Annotated in this window: 19 protein-coding genes; 7 read left to right on the forward strand and 12 right to left on the reverse strand. The window is 74.3% G+C overall.

Translation table 11 applies throughout. The features are described 5' to 3' along the window. Window positions 1-30: 30 nt before the first annotated feature. The 4 genes from ACIP5K_RS30815 to ACIP5K_RS30830 all read right to left on the reverse strand — a co-directional run bounded on the left by ACIP5K_RS30815 (window position 31) and on the right by ACIP5K_RS30830 (window position 3,548). Entirely contained in the window at window positions 31-897 is an 867-nt protein-coding gene (locus ACIP5K_RS30815) for an alpha/beta fold hydrolase (protein WP_401414819.1), read from the reverse strand. Between the two features lie 64 nt (window positions 898-961). Then, on the reverse strand, window positions 962-1,564 hold the full coding sequence (locus tag ACIP5K_RS30820) for a DUF6417 family protein (RefSeq protein WP_401414820.1): 603 nt from the start codon (window positions 1,562-1,564) through the stop codon (window positions 962-964). A gap of 182 nt (window positions 1,565-1,746) precedes the next feature. Next, window positions 1,747-2,673, reverse strand: a complete 927-nt coding sequence (locus ACIP5K_RS30825) for a VOC family protein (protein WP_401414821.1) — start codon at window positions 2,671-2,673, stop codon at window positions 1,747-1,749. A 32-nt stretch (window positions 2,674-2,705) separates the two neighbouring features. Next, the gene (locus ACIP5K_RS30830) at window positions 2,706-3,548 is read right to left on the reverse strand and encodes a fumarylacetoacetate hydrolase family protein (protein WP_401414822.1); all 843 of its coding nucleotides are present in this window, start codon (window positions 3,546-3,548) and stop codon (window positions 2,706-2,708) included. Between the two features lie 150 nt (window positions 3,549-3,698). Here ACIP5K_RS30830 and ACIP5K_RS30835 point away from each other — a divergent pair, with 150 nt between their 5' ends. After that, a complete protein-coding gene (locus ACIP5K_RS30835) occupies window positions 3,699-4,460 on the forward strand; it encodes a FadR/GntR family transcriptional regulator (RefSeq protein ID WP_401414823.1) in 762 nt (253 codons plus the stop codon). Window positions 4,461-4,516: 56 nt separating this feature from the next. Here the strand turns inward: ACIP5K_RS30835 and ACIP5K_RS30840 are convergent, their stop codons facing one another. From ACIP5K_RS30840 to ACIP5K_RS30855, 4 genes are all read right to left on the reverse strand, one after another. Next, window positions 4,517-5,056: an EF-hand domain-containing protein gene (locus ACIP5K_RS30840; protein WP_401414825.1), complete on the reverse strand. Its 540-nt coding sequence runs from the start codon at window positions 5,054-5,056 to the stop codon at window positions 4,517-4,519. 184 nt (window positions 5,057-5,240) lie between these two features. Next, window positions 5,241-5,753: a TspO/MBR family protein gene (locus ACIP5K_RS30845; protein WP_401414826.1), complete on the reverse strand. Its 513-nt coding sequence runs from the start codon at window positions 5,751-5,753 to the stop codon at window positions 5,241-5,243. Window positions 5,754-5,815: 62 nt separating this feature from the next. Then, window positions 5,816-6,199: an STAS domain-containing protein gene (locus ACIP5K_RS30850; protein WP_401414828.1), complete on the reverse strand. Its 384-nt coding sequence runs from the start codon at window positions 6,197-6,199 to the stop codon at window positions 5,816-5,818. A gap of 209 nt (window positions 6,200-6,408) precedes the next feature. Beyond that, window positions 6,409-7,278 carry a SigB/SigF/SigG family RNA polymerase sigma factor gene (locus ACIP5K_RS30855; RefSeq protein WP_401414829.1) on the reverse strand — a complete coding sequence of 290 codons (870 nt, stop codon included), beginning with the start codon at window positions 7,276-7,278 and terminating at the stop codon, window positions 6,409-6,411. A 170-nt stretch (window positions 7,279-7,448) separates the two neighbouring features. Between ACIP5K_RS30855 and ACIP5K_RS30860 the strand changes: the two genes are divergently transcribed. Beyond that, window positions 7,449-7,697: a DUF6479 family protein gene (locus tag ACIP5K_RS30860; protein WP_401414831.1), complete on the forward strand. Its 249-nt coding sequence runs from the start codon at window positions 7,449-7,451 to the stop codon at window positions 7,695-7,697. A gap of 95 nt (window positions 7,698-7,792) precedes the next feature. Here the strand turns inward: ACIP5K_RS30860 and ACIP5K_RS30865 are convergent, their stop codons facing one another. Both ACIP5K_RS30865 and ACIP5K_RS30870 read right to left on the reverse strand, forming a co-directional pair. Beyond that, entirely contained in the window at window positions 7,793-8,191 is a 399-nt protein-coding gene (locus ACIP5K_RS30865; RefSeq protein ID WP_401414832.1) for an ATP-binding protein, read from the reverse strand. A gap of 185 nt (window positions 8,192-8,376) precedes the next feature. After that, complete coding sequence (locus tag ACIP5K_RS30870) at window positions 8,377-9,198, reverse strand: SDR family NAD(P)-dependent oxidoreductase (RefSeq protein ID WP_401414833.1); 822 nt, start codon at window positions 9,196-9,198, stop codon at window positions 8,377-8,379. Window positions 9,199-9,430: 232 nt separating this feature from the next. Here ACIP5K_RS30870 and ACIP5K_RS30875 point away from each other — a divergent pair, with 232 nt between their 5' ends. The 3 genes from ACIP5K_RS30875 (at window position 9,431) to ACIP5K_RS30885 (ending at window position 10,991) form a co-directional block, all read left to right on the forward strand. Then, window positions 9,431-9,697: a GlsB/YeaQ/YmgE family stress response membrane protein gene (locus ACIP5K_RS30875; protein ID WP_401414835.1), complete on the forward strand. Its 267-nt coding sequence runs from the start codon at window positions 9,431-9,433 to the stop codon at window positions 9,695-9,697. Window positions 9,698-9,835: 138 nt separating this feature from the next. Next, window positions 9,836-10,663, forward strand: coding sequence for an Fpg/Nei family DNA glycosylase (locus ACIP5K_RS30880; RefSeq protein WP_401414836.1), 828 nt, complete (start codon window positions 9,836-9,838; stop codon window positions 10,661-10,663). 58 nt (window positions 10,664-10,721) lie between these two features. Beyond that, a complete protein-coding gene (locus ACIP5K_RS30885; RefSeq protein WP_401414838.1) occupies window positions 10,722-10,991 on the forward strand; it encodes a DUF3253 domain-containing protein in 270 nt (89 codons plus the stop codon). Between the two features lie 49 nt (window positions 10,992-11,040). On the opposite strand, the gene ACIP5K_RS30890 is transcribed toward ACIP5K_RS30885, so the two are convergent. Next, entirely contained in the window at window positions 11,041-12,417 is a 1,377-nt protein-coding gene (locus ACIP5K_RS30890; protein WP_401414839.1) for a mycothione reductase, read from the reverse strand. A 175-nt stretch (window positions 12,418-12,592) separates the two neighbouring features. Here ACIP5K_RS30890 and ACIP5K_RS30895 point away from each other — a divergent pair, with 175 nt between their 5' ends. Together ACIP5K_RS30895 and ACIP5K_RS30900 are read left to right on the forward strand one after the other, a co-directional pair. After that, entirely contained in the window at window positions 12,593-12,928 is a 336-nt protein-coding gene (locus tag ACIP5K_RS30895) for a hypothetical protein (protein ID WP_401414841.1), read from the forward strand. Window positions 12,929-13,096: 168 nt separating this feature from the next. After that, window positions 13,097-14,482: a VanZ family protein gene (locus ACIP5K_RS30900; protein WP_401414842.1), complete on the forward strand. Its 1,386-nt coding sequence runs from the start codon at window positions 13,097-13,099 to the stop codon at window positions 14,480-14,482. Window positions 14,483-14,500: 18 nt separating this feature from the next. On the opposite strand, the gene ACIP5K_RS30905 is transcribed toward ACIP5K_RS30900, so the two are convergent. Beyond that, a partial coding sequence (locus ACIP5K_RS30905; protein ID WP_401414843.1) for a GAF domain-containing SpoIIE family protein phosphatase occupies window positions 14,501-16,063 on the reverse strand: 1,563 nt, incomplete at its 5' end.

Consider the following 16,063-nt stretch of genomic DNA (forward strand, 5'->3'; position numbering starts at 1 on the left):
CCACCGGGGCGGGGGAACGGGCTCGGCGGGTCAGCCGCCGTCGAGCACCTCGCGCAGCCTGGCGGCGAACGCGTCCGGGCGGCCCGCGTACCCGAACTCCCCGTCCAGGAAGCCGCCGTGGTGGCTGGGGAACACGGCCGCCTGCTGTCCGAGCAGCGCGGCCGTCGCGGCGGCGGTGCGGCCCGTGACGACGTCCCGGGACTCCTCGCCCACCGCGATGACGACGCGGGTCCGTGCCGCGAGGAGCGCGCCGGGGTCCGGCCGGTAGCCGCTGACGGCCAGCGACCGGCCGGACAGCAGCGGGTCGTCGCGGGACCCGTCGTCCTCGGCGGGCATCCCGAACGCGGCCGGGTCCGGTGCGGGCTGCTCGAAGTAGGCGTCGGTGAACTCCCCCTGCCACGAGGTCATCGCGATGAAGGCGGCCATCCCGGCGCCCCGGCCCCGCGCGTCATACGCGTCCTGCACGCCCGTCTGCGCCCGGTCGGCCGCCGGGGCGTCGGGCAGCACCGTGAAGAGCGGCGGTTCGTGCGCGACCAGGGTCGCCACGTCGTCGGGGTACGCGGTCACCAGGGCCAGCGCCGTCACCGCGCCGCCGCTGCTGGCGAACAGGTCGACCGGGCCCGCCCCGAGCGCCGCGACCACCGCGTGCACATCGCCCGCCTGCACGTCGGGCACGTGGTCGACGCGGCCGTCGTCGCGGGTGCTGCGGCCCAGGCCGCGCGGGTCGTAGGTGACCACGGTGCGCTCGGGGAACCGGGACGCCAGCGCGGCGAACCCGCTCGCGTCCATCGGCTGGCCGATCATGAGCAGCGGCGGCCGGCCGTCGGCGGCGGGCAGCGGGCCGCGCACGTCGTAGGCGAGCTCGGCCCCGGGAACCTTCAGAAAGTGCTCTGTCATGTCGGGTGGACCCCGCCCGGGCCGACAACTCATCGGTCGCGGCCGGACGGGTTCCGGGCCGGACTCAGCCGGCCGGGTCGCGTTCCACCCGGGGCACGAGGCCGAGGGGACGCGGCTGGTGGTTCACTCCGTAGACGCGGGTGAACCGGTTCGCGGGCGCCGCCGAACCGCTGTGGCGTTCGAGGTAGAAGGCGCGGGCCATGGACCGCATCTGCGCGCCGTCCACGTACATGATCCAGCGGTTGGACTGCGGGTGGAACCGCGCCGCCTCCACCGCGAGGCCCAGGTCCTTCGCGGGACCGTCGTGCAGCTCCCCGTCGAGCGCGACGAACCGCTCCAGCACGTCGAGGTCGCAGCGGTGCAGAGCGACCTTCTGGAGGCCGGGCTCGGGCGGCGCGCCGACCGGTGGTGCGGCACGCCTGCGCGCGTACAGCAGGACGTCCCGCCCGTCGTGCGTCAGCCGCACCGCCCAGGGCACCGGCCGGCCCGTTCTCGCCGCGAGCCCCGCCCGCTCCGCCGCGCTCGCCTCGCGCACCAGCCCTGCTCTGACCAGGGGACCCGTGCTGCGCGCGTCGAGGCCGGAGCCGGGTCCGGCCCAGCCGTCCGGCTCGTGTCCCGTGTCCGCGATCCGCTGAAGCAGCGCGATCCGCCCACCTGAAAGCCCCACCCGTGACCTCCCCGTCGCCTTTCGGATGGCGTGACGCTAACGCGGGAAGCCGGCCGGTGTGGCTGGTTTCGCCGGGCACCCCTCGAAAAGGGACACGCAGAGCCCGCGCCTTTGCGGGAAATCGAACAGCGCGGAGCGGCCGTCGGCCCGGGCACGGGGGTCCCGACGTCCTGCCGCGCGGGTCACCTCGACCCACTGTGCGCGCCGGTCATGAGCGCGGCGAGGTCGTCGGGGGCGAGGAAGGACGGCGGGGGCGGCGGCCCCCAGGCGAAGAGGCCCTTGGCGCCCTCCAGGACCTCGGGCGTCCACAGCTGGTCGTCCACGACGCAGTCCATGTCGGAGTAGTACTCGCTGAAGTTGCCCGCGGGGTCCTTGAGGTACCAGAAGAAGTTGGAGCCCGCGTGGTGCCGGCCCAGCCCCCAGACGTGCCGCTCGGGGTGGTCCTCCAGCATGGCGGCGGCGCCGCGGCCCACCTCGTCGATGTCGTCGACCTGCCAGGACGAGTGGTGGAGGAAGGTGACCGGCGCGGCGAGGGCCAGGATGTTGTGGTGATCGGTGGAGCAGCGCAGGAACGCGCCGCGGTCCTTGATGTAGTCGGAGGCCCAAAAGCCCAGGCCGTCGCGGAAGAAGGCGGTCGTGGCGTCGAGGTCGGGGGTGCCGACCACCGCGTGGCCGAGCTTGCGCGGCCGGACGCGGTGGGTGCGCAGGACGCCGGGTGCCCGGGCGCCGGCCCGTTCGACGCGGCCGGGTCCGTTGTAGGCGGTGGGTGCCACCGGGTCCTGGGCCGGCCGGGGGGCGACCTCCAGGACGGCGCGTACGCCGGTGGGCCGGTCGTAGGCGGTCAGCGACGCGGCGGTGACGTCGGCCCCGACGCCGAGCCGCCGCAGCCGGGAGGCGGCCGCGGCCAGGTCGTCGGGGGTGTCGACGCCCACCCGGACCTCGACGAGGCGCCGGGTCGGCGCGGGGACGATCCGCAGCTGGCGTCCGGCGTCCCGGGTGGTGAACCAGCCGTCGCCGTCGGGGGCGAGGCCGAACTCGGTGTAGTACGCGGCGGTCTCGGCCACATCGGGCACCCCCATGGTGATGGAGGCCAGACGGTGCAGTGCCATGCGAGGACTCCCTTGTCCGTCGGACCGGCCGGTCAGCCGATGAAGGTCTGGCGCAGTTCGCCGATGCCCTCGACGGTCGAGACGAGTTCGTCGCCGGGGCGCAGGAACCGCTGCGGGTCCCGGCCCAGGCCGACGCCCGCGGGGGTGCCGGTGAAGAGCACGTCCCCCGGCAGGAGCGGCAGGACCGCGGAGAGGCCGGCGATCAGCGCGGGCACGGAGAAGATCAGGTCGCGCGTGTGGCCCTTCTGCACTTCCTCGCCGTTGACCGTGCACCGCAGTTCGAGGTCGTCGGGGTTGTCGAACTCGTCCAGGGTCACCAGCCACGGCCCGATGGGCGCGAAGCCGGGGTAGGACTTGCCGAGGCTGAACTGGGGCGCGGGGCCCGCCAGTTGCGCGACGCGCTCCGAGAGGTCCTGGCCGACGGCGAGCCCTGCGACGTGGCGCCAGGCGTCGGCCTCGGCGACCTTCTCGGCGCGGGCGCCGATGACGGCGACGAGTTCGACCTCCCAGTCGGTGTGGCCGCCCGGCGGCAGTGCGACCCGGGTGACGGGGCCGCTGATGCTGGTGACGTACTTGGTGAACACCGGCGGCAGGCCGTCGGGGGCGGCGAAGCCGGACTCCGCCGCGTGGTCCCGGTAGTTCAGGCCGATCGCCAGCGTCTGGCGCGGCGCGGGCGCGGGCGATCCCAGGTCGGCGGTCTCGAAGGGGGCGCCGGCGGGCAGTTGGGCCCCGGCGGCCCAGGCACGGAACTCGTCCCAGCGCTCGTAGACGGCCTGCGGGTCGGCGGCGAAGACGCCTCTGCTGGCCCGTTCGACGTCGATCGCACGGCCGTCGGCGATCAGGGCCAGCCGGCCCGAGAGATTGGCGATGCGCATGGAGGGACTCCTGACGACGACGGCACGGCGCGAGGACGGGACAGCTATTCAGCATGATGATTAGGTCGATGTTGCGTCGGGGAGGACGGACGCGTCAATACTTGGTCCGCCGACCTTCATGATGAATATGCCGAATGGCTGGGAGCCGTCTTGCCGACCACATCCGACAGCGCGCCGGGTACGCCGCGAAGGCCCGGCGGCGTCGCCCGGCCCGCCTCCGCGGGCCGGGCCGAGGCAGCGGCCGAGTACGTGGCGGAGCTGGCCGCCGCCGTCGAGGCCGGGGCGCGCCTGGGGACCAAGGAGGAGTTGCGGGTCCGGTGCGGGGTGTCGGTGGGGACCTTCAACGAGGCGCTGCGCCTGTTGCAGTCACGGGGACTGGTCACCGTCAAACCGGGGCCGGGCGGCGGTCTGTTCAGCGCCGAGCAGTCGCCGATGGTGCGGCTCGGGAACTCCGTCCTCGCCCTGGACGCGCGCCGGAGCGACGTCGCCGACGCCGTACGGATCCGTGACGCCCTGGATCCGCTGCTGATCGAGGACGCGCTGTGGCACGCCTCGCCTGCGGACATCGCCGGCCTGAGGGAGCACATCGCGGCGATGGAGGCGGCCATGGGCACGGCGGATGCCGTCGCGTTCGTGCACGCGAACTGGCGGCTGCACGCCGCCATCGCGGCGATCAGCCCGAACGCGCTGCTCAGCTCCCTGTACGCGAACCTGCTCGACCTGGTCGAGTCGCGCACGCTGGCGGTGCTGCCGGCCGGCGAGGAGCCGCTGGACCACTCCATCGCCCACCGGTACGCGCTGCACCGCGATCTGGTGGACGCGCTGGAACGGCGGGACCGCGAGGCGGCCCTGCGCCTGGTCCGCGAGCACCGCACGGGTCCCCCGCCGGAGGAACCCGCCGCGGAGCTCTGAAGAGGGCGGTGCGGCGCGGCGCATGGAGGGCCCCGCCCGGGATGTCGCGCCGTGGGTCAGGCGGGGATCCTTCCGCACAGCCAGTTGCCGGGCGCCGCCGGGTCGTCGCTGATCCAGAACTGCCGCCACAGCGTGGCGAACTCTTCGCGTCCGAGGTGCCCGTCGCCGTTCAGGTCGAGCAGTTCGAAGACACCGGCGACGTCGGCCGGCCGGCCGTTCCAGGTCTCGACGAGCCGGCGGTGCTCCTCCGGGGAGATGCGCCCGTCGCCGTTGGTGTCCACGGCGTCGAAGACCGTGTCGGCGGTCGCCGTGACGCTGTCGACCATGGAGGGCAACCGGTCGACGAGCGACAGCAGTTCGGCCATGTCGACGGTGCCGTCCCCGTTGGCGTCACCGACCTCCAGCAGGGCGCCCCACCATCCCATCAGCAGGGCCTCCACCCGGGTACCGAGATCGGTTCCCGGTGCCGCCGGGGGCAGTTGCCGCCAGCGGCCGACCATCGCCCGGAAGTCGTCCTCCCGCAGGCAGCCGTCACCGTCCGTGTCGAGCGCGGTGAACATCCCCCTGAGCTTGCGCTCCTGAAACGCACTGGCCATGAGCAGTCTCCCTCGCCGCAGCCACCATCCACGAACCACGTGTGCGCCGCCGCCCGCGGGCGACGGCTGACACTCCGTCACTGTAGGGCGGGGCGCGCCCGTTTCCCCACGGGCACATGCGCGCGAACCCTCACCCCCGCGCGGGCCGCCGGGGTGTGCGCCGTCGGGCGGCACCTCGTGGTGCTCATGTGTTCCGGCGGGCGATCTCGGCGTTGAGCACGGTGGCGAAGGTGCACCAGGACGCGTAGGGGGTGAGGGCGACGGCGGCGCCCCGGTCCAGCCGCCCGGCCCGCCGCACCAGGTCCCACGACGAGAGCGCCGTGGCCGCGGTGACGGCGAGCCCCGCGTACGGGGTGCGCGCCTTGAAGAACGACCAGCCGAACGCCGTGTTCAGGGCGAGGTTGACCGCCAGCGCGCCGGTCCAGCGGCGGCGCTCGCGCGCGGGAGCCCGCAGCAGGACGCGGCCACCGGCGGCCGCCAGGGAGAGGTACAGGGGCGTCCACACCGCGCCGAACGCGGCGGGCGGGGGCTGCCAGGCGGGCTTGCGCAGGGAGCGGTACCAGGTGTCGTCCGGGTCGATGGCCAGCGAGCCCACCAGCGCCGACGCCGCCACGCCCGTACCCACCAGGCCGTAGCTGCGCAGCGCTCCCGGCGCCGGCGGGTCCGCCGGTGTCGCCAGTGCGGTCAATAGCCTCATACCTGACGTGTTCCCCGCCGCCGTCGGCCTACCACTCGGCGGCGCCGGCCGCCCGCGGGCGCTCAGCGGATCCGGCCGTCGGCGCCCCGGACGTCCGGGGTGAAGGTGAAGTACGAGGTGACGCCGGTCAGTTCGAACAGGCGCCGCACGACCGGTTGCAGAGGTCCGCGCAGGAGCAGCTGCCTCTCTTCGCGGCGCAGTTCCCGCTGGGCCGTGAGGAGGGTGTTCAAGAGCGCCGAGTCGGCCCATTTCAGCGAGCTGAGGTCCACGACCGTCGTGGCCGCCGGTCTGCGCAGCTGGGCGGCGAGGACGGTGGCGTCCCACTCGAGGTGGCCGCTGACCGTGATGACGGTCGCGCCGTCCTCGGCGGAGCGTACGACGGTCGCGTCCTGATGGGGCGCGTGGGAGGAGGAGCGCGGGACGGGATGGGGTGGGGGTGTCGTCATCGTCCTGACCGGGTGTGCTGGTGGACGCCTGTGGGGGGCGTCGCGTGCGTCGTGTGCGTCGTGTCTTCGTGCCGGGCCGGGGGCGCGGATGCGCCCCCGGAGCGGCGGCGGAGCAGATACCTACCTCACGATGGCGCCCGCCATGTCCACACATGTATCGCACACCGGAAATCCGTCGCTCCGCCCCGCTCCGACCGCGTGGTCCACGGCTACTCGGCGCCCATGATGCCGGCGCGCAGCCTGGCGATCAGCCGCGAGATCAGGCGGGAGACGTGCATCTGCGAGCAGCCGAGCTCGTCGGCGATCTCCTGCTGGGTGCGCTCCTCGACGAAGCGCAGGTGGATCAGGCGGCGGTCCCGCTCGCCCAGGCCGGCGATCAGCGGCGCGAGGGAGTGGAAGTTCTCGACGAGCTCGAAGCGGTCCTCGTCGATGCCGATGAAGTCGGCGAGCATGGTGTCGGACTCGTCGTCGGAGCCGCTGACGGCGGCGTCGAGCGAGACGCTGTTGTAGCCGTTGGACGCCTTCTGCGCCTCGGCGACCTCGGCCGGGTCGAGCTGCATCAGCTCGGCCAGCTCGACGGTCGAGGGCATGCGGCCCAGCCGGGTGCGCAGTTCCTCGGTCGCCCGCGACAGTTGCAGCCGCGCCTCCTGGAGCCGGCGCGGCACGTGCACGGCCCACGAGGTGTCGCGGAAGAAGCGCTTGATCTCACCGACGATGTACGGCACGGCGAAGGAGGTGAACTCGACCTCGCGGGTCAGCTCGAACCGGTCGATCGCCTTGATCAGGCCGATCGTGCCGACCTGGACGATGTCCTCCATCTCCTCCGCGCCCCGGTGCTTGAACCGGGAGGCGGCGAACTGCACCAGGGAGATGTTCATCTCGATCAGCGTGTTGCGCACGTAGCTGTACTCACTGGTGCCCTCCTCCAGCTGGGCGAGCCGGTCGAAGAAGTGCCGGCCTATCGCCCGCGCGTCCTTGGGCCGCACCGAGTACGGATCGGCGTACGCGCGCTCGATCAGGCCCGCCTCGGTCTCGTCGGTGGGGGTGTGCGCCCGACCGTGAACCGCCGTCATGCTCATGTAGTCCGCCCTGCTCTGCTCGTGACCGTCCTGGAGACCTCCGCCCCGGTACCCCGGCCGGCCGCCTTCACACGCCCACACAAAGCGCACACCTCAGTGACACGTACGCCGACGGGGGAATCCCGGTGACCGCACGTGGCGGACGGCCGGAGTCGGGGTACGCGTCCGTCATGCACACTCACAACCTCGCAGCTGTCCTGGCCCTTTCGGTGGGGCCCACCCTGCTGATCGCCGTCGTGGGCGTCGTCGTGGTCCTCGGTCTGATCGTCATGTTCCTCGCGGGCCGCCGGCGCACGGCCCGCCGTACGTCACCGACCACGCCCGGGGCGGTCCCCGGTCCCGTCAGCGACGAGGCGCAGCGCGGTACCGGCTGGCAGACCCCCGACGACGACCCGGACCAGGGCAATCCGCACCGCTGAACCAGGAGGGCGGCCCGCCCCTGTCGCACCCGGCGCGCCCCCGTCGCGCCGGCCATCCACCCGCTACCACCGGCTCAGGTCCTCCCGGTACCGGCTCACGCGGTGCCGGGGCGGCTTCCCGCACCGTCCTGCGGCACCGGCCACCGCGCGCGGATCGTCTTGCCGCCGGGCGACACGATGGTCTCGACCCGGTCGCACAGCGTCCGCACCATGCCCAGCCCGAAGCCGCCGAGGCCGTCCAGGTGCCGGCCCGTGCGCTCCCGCGGCACGCGGCGGTCGGAGTCGGTGACCTCGACGACGAGCGCCCCGTCGACGACGTGCATCCGCAGACTCCACGTCCCCGCGCGCGTGTGCCGTACGGCGTTGGAGATCAGCTCGGCCACCACCATCTCCACCGCTTGGGCGTCGACGTCCAGGCCCGCCGCGGCGATGCTCCGGGCGGCCCGCCGGCGCGCCTGTCCCGGGGAGGCGCAGGCGGAGTGCGTGATCAACATGGGTCCCCCCTGCGTACGGCCCTCGGCCCCGGCATCCGGCCGTTGCGGGCTCTCACCGGGTAGTCCGAAGCCGCGACGCGAGGGGATTGGTGCGGGCGCGCGGTCCGGGCACCGGCGCACGCCGCTCCCGGCCCCGCGCGGGAGGCCCCAGGGGGTCCGAGCGTCCCGGCCCCGCGCAGGAGGTCCTAGGAGACCCACGTCCTGGTCAGGTCCTGGACCGCCGTCCCGTCGAGATCCTTGAGCTTCAGGGCGGCGAAGGCGCGCGCCCGGTCCGAGGTCTGGACCCGGAAGGCGGGCCGCTCGGCGGCCAGCAGGTCCACCAGGCACCCGGCGACGTCCTGCGGCGACTGCGCGTCGGCGAAGGCGCCCCGGGTGCGTTCGAGGTAGGCCGCCCGGGCCGCGGTGTAGGGCCCCTCGGGGTCCGGCACGCGGTCGCCGATCCCCACGTTCCTCACGAACTCGCTGGCCACGGCGCCGGGCTCGACGACGCTCACGGACACCCCGGTGGCGGCCGCGACCGGCGCCAGGGACTCCATGAAGCCCTCGACCGCGAACTTGGCGGCGCAGTACGCCTCGTTGAAGGGCTGCCCGACCACTCCCCCGACGCTGGTCACCGTCACGACGCGTCCCCGGCTCGCCCGCAGCAGGGGCAGGGCCGCGCGCGTGACGTGCAGCACGCCGAAGAAGTTGACCTCCATGACCGCGCGGACGTCCTCGACGCTCCCCAGCTCCAGGGTCCCCACGTGCCCGGAGCCCGCGTTGTTGACGAGCGCGTCGAGGCGGTCGAGTCCCGCCAGGCACTCCTCGACGGAGGCAGGGGCGGTGACGTCCAGGGCGCGCACCTCCAGATCGACGCCCGCCTCGCGGGCGGCCGTCCCGAGGGGCCCGGCCCTGGTGGTGTCGCGCATCGTGGCGATCACCCGCCAGCCGTCGCGCGCGGCGGCGACCGCGGTGGAGAGGCCGATACCCGAGGACGTTCCGGTGATCAGAACCGTTCTGACGCTCATCGCGATGACACCCGTTCGCAGAAGCACTGGATCCTGGCGGCCAGTATCCCGCCGCTGCCCGCCTCCCGTGCAGGTCAGGGGGTGCGGGCGGGACGAAGGACGGGACTTTCGTCCCGAATGGAGTACCTGCGAACGGTTATCCGTAGGTCGTCGGACAACCAAGACGGCGCACCCGGCGGACGGCGACACGGCAGTGGAGCCCCGTCGGCGCCTGGTCAGGAAAGGGCACACAGTGGGCATCATCGCCTGGATTCTCATCGGCTTCATCGCGGGCGCCATCGCCAAGGCGCTCGCGCCGGGCAAGGACCCGGGCGGCTGTCTCGTCACGATGCTCATCGGAATCGTGGGAGGCCTTCTCGGCGGCTGGCTGGGCAAGGTGATCTTCGGGGTGCACTCCATCAACGGCTTCTTCCACCTCTCGACGTGGATCGCCGCGATCGTCGGATCGGTCATCGTGCTCCTGCTCTACCGCCTGGTCGCGGGTCAGCGCTCGCGCTGACCCGGTGGGCGGCGGGTGCGGCCGGTCAGCCGGTGCGCTGCCTGCGGCCCGTACGGCGACGCGGGCGGCGACACGCCCGGGCCACCCCGCTCCGGACGGTGCGGGGTGGCCCGCTCCCGCAGCGGGCACCATGAGGGCATGCCTGAAGGAGACACGGTCTGGCACAGCGCCCGCCAGTTGCACGCCGCTCTCGCATCCCGCGCCCTGACCCGCTTCGACCTGCGGGTCCCCCGGTTCGCCACCTCCGACCTCACGGGCCGCACCGTCCTGGAGGTCGTCGCGCGGGGCAAGCACTTCCTCGCGCGGATCGAGGGCGGCTTCACGCTCCACTCGCATCTGCGCATGGACGGCTCGTGGCGGGTCTACGCCCCGGGGCGGCGCTGGACCGGCGGCCCCGATCACCAGATCCGGGCCGTCCTGGCCAACGCCGAGCACACGGCCGTCGGTTACCGCCTCCCGGTGCTCGAACTCATCCGGACCGAGGACGAGTCCGGTGTCGTCGGCCACCTCGGCCCCGATCTCCTGGGCCCCGACTGGGACCCGGCGGAGGCCGAGCGACGGCTGACGGCCGACCCCGCGCGGCCGCTCGGCGAAGCGCTCCTGGACCAGCGGAACCTGGCCGGCATCGGCAACGTGTACAAGGCGGAGCTGTGCTTCCTGGCCCGCGCCACCCCCTGGCTCCCCGTCGGCGAGCTGCCGGCCGGGACCGCGCCCCGGCTGGTGGCGACCGCCCACCGCCTCCTGGAGGCGAACAAGGACCACCCCCACCGCCGCACCACCACGGCCCGCGCCACCGGCGCCGCGCCGGGCGTCCCCGGGCAGGAACGGCTGTACGTGTACGGCCGCGAGCGGCGTCCCTGCCCGCGCTGCGGGGCCAGGATCCGGCGCGCCGAGCCGCTGGGGCAGCAGGACCGCGTCTCGTACTGGTGCCCGGCGTGCCAGGACGGCCCCCCGCCGCCCGCGTAGCGCGGTCCGGACCGCACCTCGTGGGGCGCGCCGGCTGCGCAGGGGCGACCCTGGAGGGATGACGAACACGTCGGGTCCGACGCAGCGCCGCCTGGAGCGGGCCATCCGGACGCTCCTCGACGAGCGCGCCGGGCGCTCCATCTGCCCGTCGGACGCGGCGCGCGCGGTGTACGAGGGCGACGACGACGGGTGGCGCGACCTGATGGAGCCGGCCCGCCGGGCCGCGGCCCGGCTCGTCGCGGCCGGAGAGGTCGAGATCACCCAGCACGGCCGGCCCGTCGACCTCGCCACGGTCCGGGGCCCGGTGCGGATCCGCCGTACGCGCTAGGCGCGGAGGCCGTGCGGCGAAGGGGCGCCGCGCCCCGCCCCGAGGGCGGTCACCGCCGCGTGTCCAGGTCGCGCAGAGCGTTCTCGACGACCTCGGTGAGCGCGGGATGGATCCACAGGGGCACCTCCGCCAGCTCCCGTGCGGTCATGCCGGTCGTGAGGGCGATGACCAGGGGCTGCACGAGGGTCGCCGCCTGGGGTCCGAGGAGGTGGCCGCCCAGCAGGCGCCCGGTGCGCCGGTCGGCGAGCACCTTGCAGAAGCCCCGCGTCTCCTCCAGGGCCCAGCCGTAGGCGACGTCCGCGTAGTCGTGGACCGCGACCGCGTAGTCGAGGCCCTGGTCGCGGGCCTCCTGCTCGGTGAGGCCGACCTGGGCGATCTGGGGGTGGGTGAAGACGGCCGAGGGCACGGCGTCGTAGCGCATGGAGCGCTGCTCGTCGGGGTGCAGCAGGTTGTGGGCGACGATCTCGGCCTCGCGGTTCGCGACGTGCTTGAGCGGGACCGGGGTGGAGATGTCGCCCAGGGCCCAGACCCCCTCGGCGGTGGTGCGCATCCGCTCGTCGACGGTGATCCGGCCGGAGTCGTCCGTCTCCACCCCTGCCGCGTCCAGGTCGAGCAGGTCGCCGTTGGGCCGGCGCCCCACCGCGACCAGCAGGGTGTCCGCCTCCAGCTGCGCGCCGTCGTCCAAGGTGAGCAGCAGCGCGCCGGGGGCGCCGCGGACGGCGGTCAGTTCGCGGCCCAGGCGCAGGTCCCACCGGCCGCGCACGGCGTCGGTGAAGGCCTGCGAGACCTGTTCGTCCTGCTGTCGGCCGAGCAGCCGGTCGGCCTTCTCGACGACGGTGATCCGGCTGCCGAGCGAGTGGAAGACGTGGGCGAGCTCGGCGGCGATGTAGCCGCCGCCGAGGACGACGAGCCGGTCCGGGACCTCGTCGATCCGCATGATGGTGTCGGACGTCTCGAAGGGCAGTCGCGCTTTCTGGAGCACGTCCGGGACGACCGGCCGGCCGCCCGCGGCGATGACGACGCGGTCGGCCGTGATCTCCTCGGCCCCGTCCTCCGTCCGCACGGTCAGCCGGCGCGGGCCGGTGAACCGGGCGGTGCCCCGGTACACCGTGATGTGCTCGTCCTCGCGGCGGCCCTCCTCGCCCTCGCGCGCCGCCCGGTCGAGCCGGTCGAAGACGCGGCTGCGGACGGCCGGCCAGTCCACGCCGCGCAGTTGTGCGTCGACGTCGAAGCGCGCGGCGTCGCGGACCGTGTCGGCCGTGTCGGCGGTGGCGGCCAGCATCTTGCTCGGGATGCATCCCGCGTTGAGGCAGGTCCCTCCGAAGGGGCCGTCGGAGACCAGGGCGACGTCCAGATGGGCGAAGCGCTCGTCGACGAGGGCGTTTCCGGTACCGGCTCCCAGGATGATCAGATCGTGTCGGCGCATGCCGGAAACGTAACCGCTGCGTCCTCGTGTACTCCTGAACGGTGTGCCCGGTGACCCGTGTGGGGGAGGCCGGCCGGTGTGTGCCGGATGCCGTCCCGGCCGGCGGAGGGCGCCGGCCGTCCGCGTGCGCGGCCCTGGAGTTGCCGACGCCCCCGGGCGGGGATATTCCTCGCTCATGACCAGCGACTCCCCCCTCGTCCCCGCTCCGGCGTCCTTGCTCGCGGAGGTCACCCCGCTCCTGGAGTACGGGCTGACGAAGAACTGCGAGACCTCGGCCGCCCTGCACTCGACCCTTCAGCAGCTCGGCAGCACCTACGACGGGCGTCCGGCCGTCCCGGTGCCGCTGGAACTCCTGACGCGTCTGCACCGGTCCCTGCTCGTCCTGTGCATCAGCGCGGGCGCGGACTTCGCGCCGGGCGAGAAGGTCGTCCGCTTCACCCGTGCCGCCGAACGCGTCCGTGTCCTCATTCCGCCCACCCCCGCGCACCCGGTGGCGGTCTCGGACGTCTGATGCCGGTCCGGCCGCGCTGCCGCCGGCGGCGGAGCCGGCCGGCGCGCCCGCACGGTCGCGGGATTCCCGTCCCGCGTTTCTGAAACCGCCGTCCCACCGGCCTCGTCTGATCAACCGGGCCCACCCGCGGCCCGGTTCATCCGATCCGAGCGAGGCAGGGACCGCTCCGTGTTCTCAGCGATCTTCCGCCATCACGTCGGCCATCTGGCCGTCTGCACGCTGACCGCCCTGGTGCTCGGCGGCGCGGCGTGGGCGCTCGCCCGCCACCGGGGCCGGCCGCACGGCCTGTGGTGGGCTGCGCTGGTGTGCACGCTGACCGGCGTCTTCGGCGTCACGTTCATGGACGCCGGGCCCGCCGGCGGCGCGTGCGTCGTCAACCATCGGTTCGCCGAGCCGTTCCACACCACGCAGGGCGTCTGGAACCTGGCCATGATGGTCCCCGTCGGCGCGTTCGCCGTGCTGGCGGTGCGGCGGCCCCTTCCCGTCCTGGCCGGTGTCGTCGCCCTGCCCGCGGCCATCGAGTTCGCCCAGGCCACGGTCGACGGTCTGGGGCGGGTGTGCGACAGCGCGGACGCCGAGATGAACATCGCCGGCGGGCTGGTGGGGCTCGCCGTCGCGACCGGCGTGCTCGCGGTGCGGCAGTCGCTGGTCCCGTGGGGCGGGGCGAAGGGCGCGCTGATCGCCGCCGCCGCGCTGCTGCTGCTCGGCACCGGGGTGGCGGGACCGATGCTGTCCTTCACCCATGTGGACGGCACCGGCCTCTCGGCGGCGAGTGCGGAGCAGAGGAGGGCGGTCGTCGCCGCGGTGACGGGCGCCTTCGGGGACCGGTACACGATCGGCAATGTCTACGAGGACGCGTGCGGGACCGCCTGGTGCGACCAGGTGATCTTCCAGGTGCGCGACCGCCGGGCGGGGGCCTCCCGGGAGTTCGGCGACGGCAGCCTCTCCTGGCCCGGCGGGAAGCACCTGAGCGTCGAGCTGGCGAGCGGGGACGGCTCCGGCGGCATGGGCTGTCCCGTGCACGCGGCGGAAGCACCGACAGGCCCGAGCGCAGCACGGCGGGTGGCGCTGACGTACGCCCGGGAGCGCTACCCCTGGGCCGACGGTGCGACGACGACGCGGACCGCGCCCGCCGGCGACGGTGCCCCGTCGGGCTGGACGACGACCTGGCGGTGGACGCACAGGGGCGTCCTCATGCCCCGGCGGCTCGACGTCCGGGTCGGCCGGGACGGGCAGGTCTCCCGGATCGATGTCACCCGCGGTGTCGTCCGCGCCGAGTTCCCCCGGCTCGCACTCGACCGCCGCGAGGCCGCGAGGGCGGTGGACCGCGCCGTGACGGCCAGGCTGCGGGCCGACGGGAACGCCGGGGCACCGTTCGCGAGCCGGGCCGTCGCCGTGAAGGCGGACGACTTCGACGGCACGCTGAAGCCCTACCGGCTCGTGGAGGTGACCTGGCAGGGGCCCGCGACGGACGACGACGCCCCGGGCCCCGCCCCCGTCACCCTCTACCAGGTCGACGCCATGACCGGCCGGGTGTACGACTTCGGCGAGTAGCCGCTTCCCGACGCCCGGCTACGCGGACGGCGCCGCGGGACGCGGCGGGGTGCCGGTGGCCGTCAGGACGAGGACCGCCTGGTCGTCGTCGATGTCACGGCCGCCGGTGAAGGCGTGCACGGCCTGGGTGACGGCGTCGATGACCTGGTGCGCCGCGGGCCGTTCCGGGACGCCGGCCAGCGCGGCGACCAGGCGCTCCTCGCCGAAGAGTTCGTCGCCCTTGCGTGCCTCGGTGATGCCGTCCGTGTACAGCACCAGGCTCTCGTGGGGGCGCAGGTGCAGGCGGTGCGGCGTGAAGTCGGGATCGGCCGCGACACCGAGGAGGACGCCGTCCGCGTCGAGGGGGCGGACGCCGCGGTGGCGGTCCAGGTGCAGGGGCAGGGTGTGTCCGGCGCGCACCAGCTCGATGTCCAGGCCGTCGGGCGTGGGGGTGAGCCGGCCGTGGACGAGCGTGACGAAGCCGGTGCCGTGGCTTCCGTGCCGGTTGATCAGAGCCCGGTTGACGGCCTTGACGACGTCGGCGGGGCCCGGCAGGAGGGGGGCGACGGCGCGGGCGGTGTGCCGGACCAGGCCGGTGGTGGTGGCGGCGATGGCGCCCCGGCCGCAGACGTCGCCGAGCAGGAAGGCCCAGCGGCCGTCGTCGAGGGGGAAGACGTCGTAGAAGTCGCCGCCGACGTCGAGGCCCTCGCCCGCCGGATGGTAGTAGGTGGCGACCTCGGCGCCGGGCACGTCGGGCAGTCCGGGCAGGAGCAGGCCGGCCTGGAGGTCGCGGGCGAGGGCGGCGCGGTGGGTGTACTGGCGGGCGTTGCGGGCGGCGGAGGCGGCGCGCCGCGCGAGTTCCTCCGCGAGGGCGACGGTGTGGCCGTCGAAGGCGTGGTCGCCCGTGGACAGCAGCGTCACCGTGCCGAAGGCGTGGCCCCGGTCGATGAGGGGCACGCACAGGTAGCCGGTGACGCCGAGCCCCTGCCAGGGGCCCGGGCCGGTGGGGGTGCGGCGGGCGACCTCGCTCGTGCCGGAGGCCAGGACGCGGGAGACGGCGTCGTCGGCGGCGTCGTAGACGGGGATGTGGGAGGCGAGCAGGTCCTGCTGCGCCGGGGTGGGCGCGGCGGTGGCGACGCGGCGCACGCGTCCGCCCTCGACCATGTCGACCGCGCAGAGCGGGGCGAGTGCGGGCACGCAGGCCTCGGCCAGCCGCTTCAGGGCCTGAGAGGCGTCCAGGCCCGCGCTCAGCACGGTGCTGGCGTTCAGGAGGAAGGCGAGATCGTCGCGGGCGGCCTTCTCCCGGGCCTCGGCGGCCCGGCGGGCCTCTTCTGCCTGGTGGCGTTCGATGGCGAGGGCGGCGGTGCCCGCGAAGACCCGGGCCAGCGCGAGGTCGGCCTCCCGCGGCGCGCGCGGCGTGCGGTGGTACATCGCGAAGGTGCCCAGCAGCGAGCCGTCACGCGCCAGGATCGGCGTGGACCAGCAGGCCGCCACCCCCGCCCGGTCGGCCAGCTCCCGGAAATCGTCCCAGAACGGATCGGTACCGATGTCGGTGACGATCACACTGCGCCGCCGGTGCGCGGCGGTACCGCACGACCCCAC

This window comes from Streptomyces sp. NPDC088785 (assembly GCF_044750685.1).
GTDB lineage: Bacteria > Actinomycetota > Actinomycetes > Streptomycetales > Streptomycetaceae > Streptomyces.

What these genes read in the sequence shown, in the direction of transcription:
- ACIP5K_RS30895 (WP_401414841.1), top strand. Translation starts at nt 12,593, where the DNA reads ATGACCAGCGACTCCCCCCTCGTCCCCGCTCCGGCGTCCTTGCTCGCG.
- ACIP5K_RS30860 (WP_401414831.1), top strand. Translation starts at nt 7,449, where the DNA reads ATGCACACTCACAACCTCGCAGCTGTCCTGGCCCTTTCGGTGGGGCCC.
- ACIP5K_RS30890 (WP_401414839.1), bottom strand. Translation starts at nt 12,417, where the DNA reads ATGCGCCGACACGATCTGATCATCCTGGGAGCCGGTACCGGAAACGCC.
- ACIP5K_RS30870 (WP_401414833.1), bottom strand. Translation starts at nt 9,198, where the DNA reads ATGAGCGTCAGAACGGTTCTGATCACCGGAACGTCCTCGGGTATCGGC.
- ACIP5K_RS30840 (WP_401414825.1), bottom strand. Translation starts at nt 5,056, where the DNA reads ATGGCCAGTGCGTTTCAGGAGCGCAAGCTCAGGGGGATGTTCACCGCG.
- ACIP5K_RS30855 (WP_401414829.1), bottom strand. Translation starts at nt 7,278, where the DNA reads ATGAGCATGACGGCGGTTCACGGTCGGGCGCACACCCCCACCGACGAG.
- ACIP5K_RS30880 (WP_401414836.1), top strand. Translation starts at nt 9,836, where the DNA reads ATGCCTGAAGGAGACACGGTCTGGCACAGCGCCCGCCAGTTGCACGCC.
- ACIP5K_RS30825 (WP_401414821.1), bottom strand. Translation starts at nt 2,673, where the DNA reads ATGGCACTGCACCGTCTGGCCTCCATCACCATGGGGGTGCCCGATGTG.
- ACIP5K_RS30830 (WP_401414822.1), bottom strand. Translation starts at nt 3,548, where the DNA reads ATGCGCATCGCCAATCTCTCGGGCCGGCTGGCCCTGATCGCCGACGGC.
- ACIP5K_RS30815 (WP_401414819.1), bottom strand. Translation starts at nt 897, where the DNA reads ATGACAGAGCACTTTCTGAAGGTTCCCGGGGCCGAGCTCGCCTACGAC.
- ACIP5K_RS30850 (WP_401414828.1), bottom strand. Translation starts at nt 6,199, where the DNA reads ATGACGACACCCCCACCCCATCCCGTCCCGCGCTCCTCCTCCCACGCG.
- ACIP5K_RS30865 (WP_401414832.1), bottom strand. Translation starts at nt 8,191, where the DNA reads ATGTTGATCACGCACTCCGCCTGCGCCTCCCCGGGACAGGCGCGCCGG.
- ACIP5K_RS30885 (WP_401414838.1), top strand. Translation starts at nt 10,722, where the DNA reads ATGACGAACACGTCGGGTCCGACGCAGCGCCGCCTGGAGCGGGCCATC.
- ACIP5K_RS30845 (WP_401414826.1), bottom strand. Translation starts at nt 5,753, where the DNA reads ATGAGGCTATTGACCGCACTGGCGACACCGGCGGACCCGCCGGCGCCG.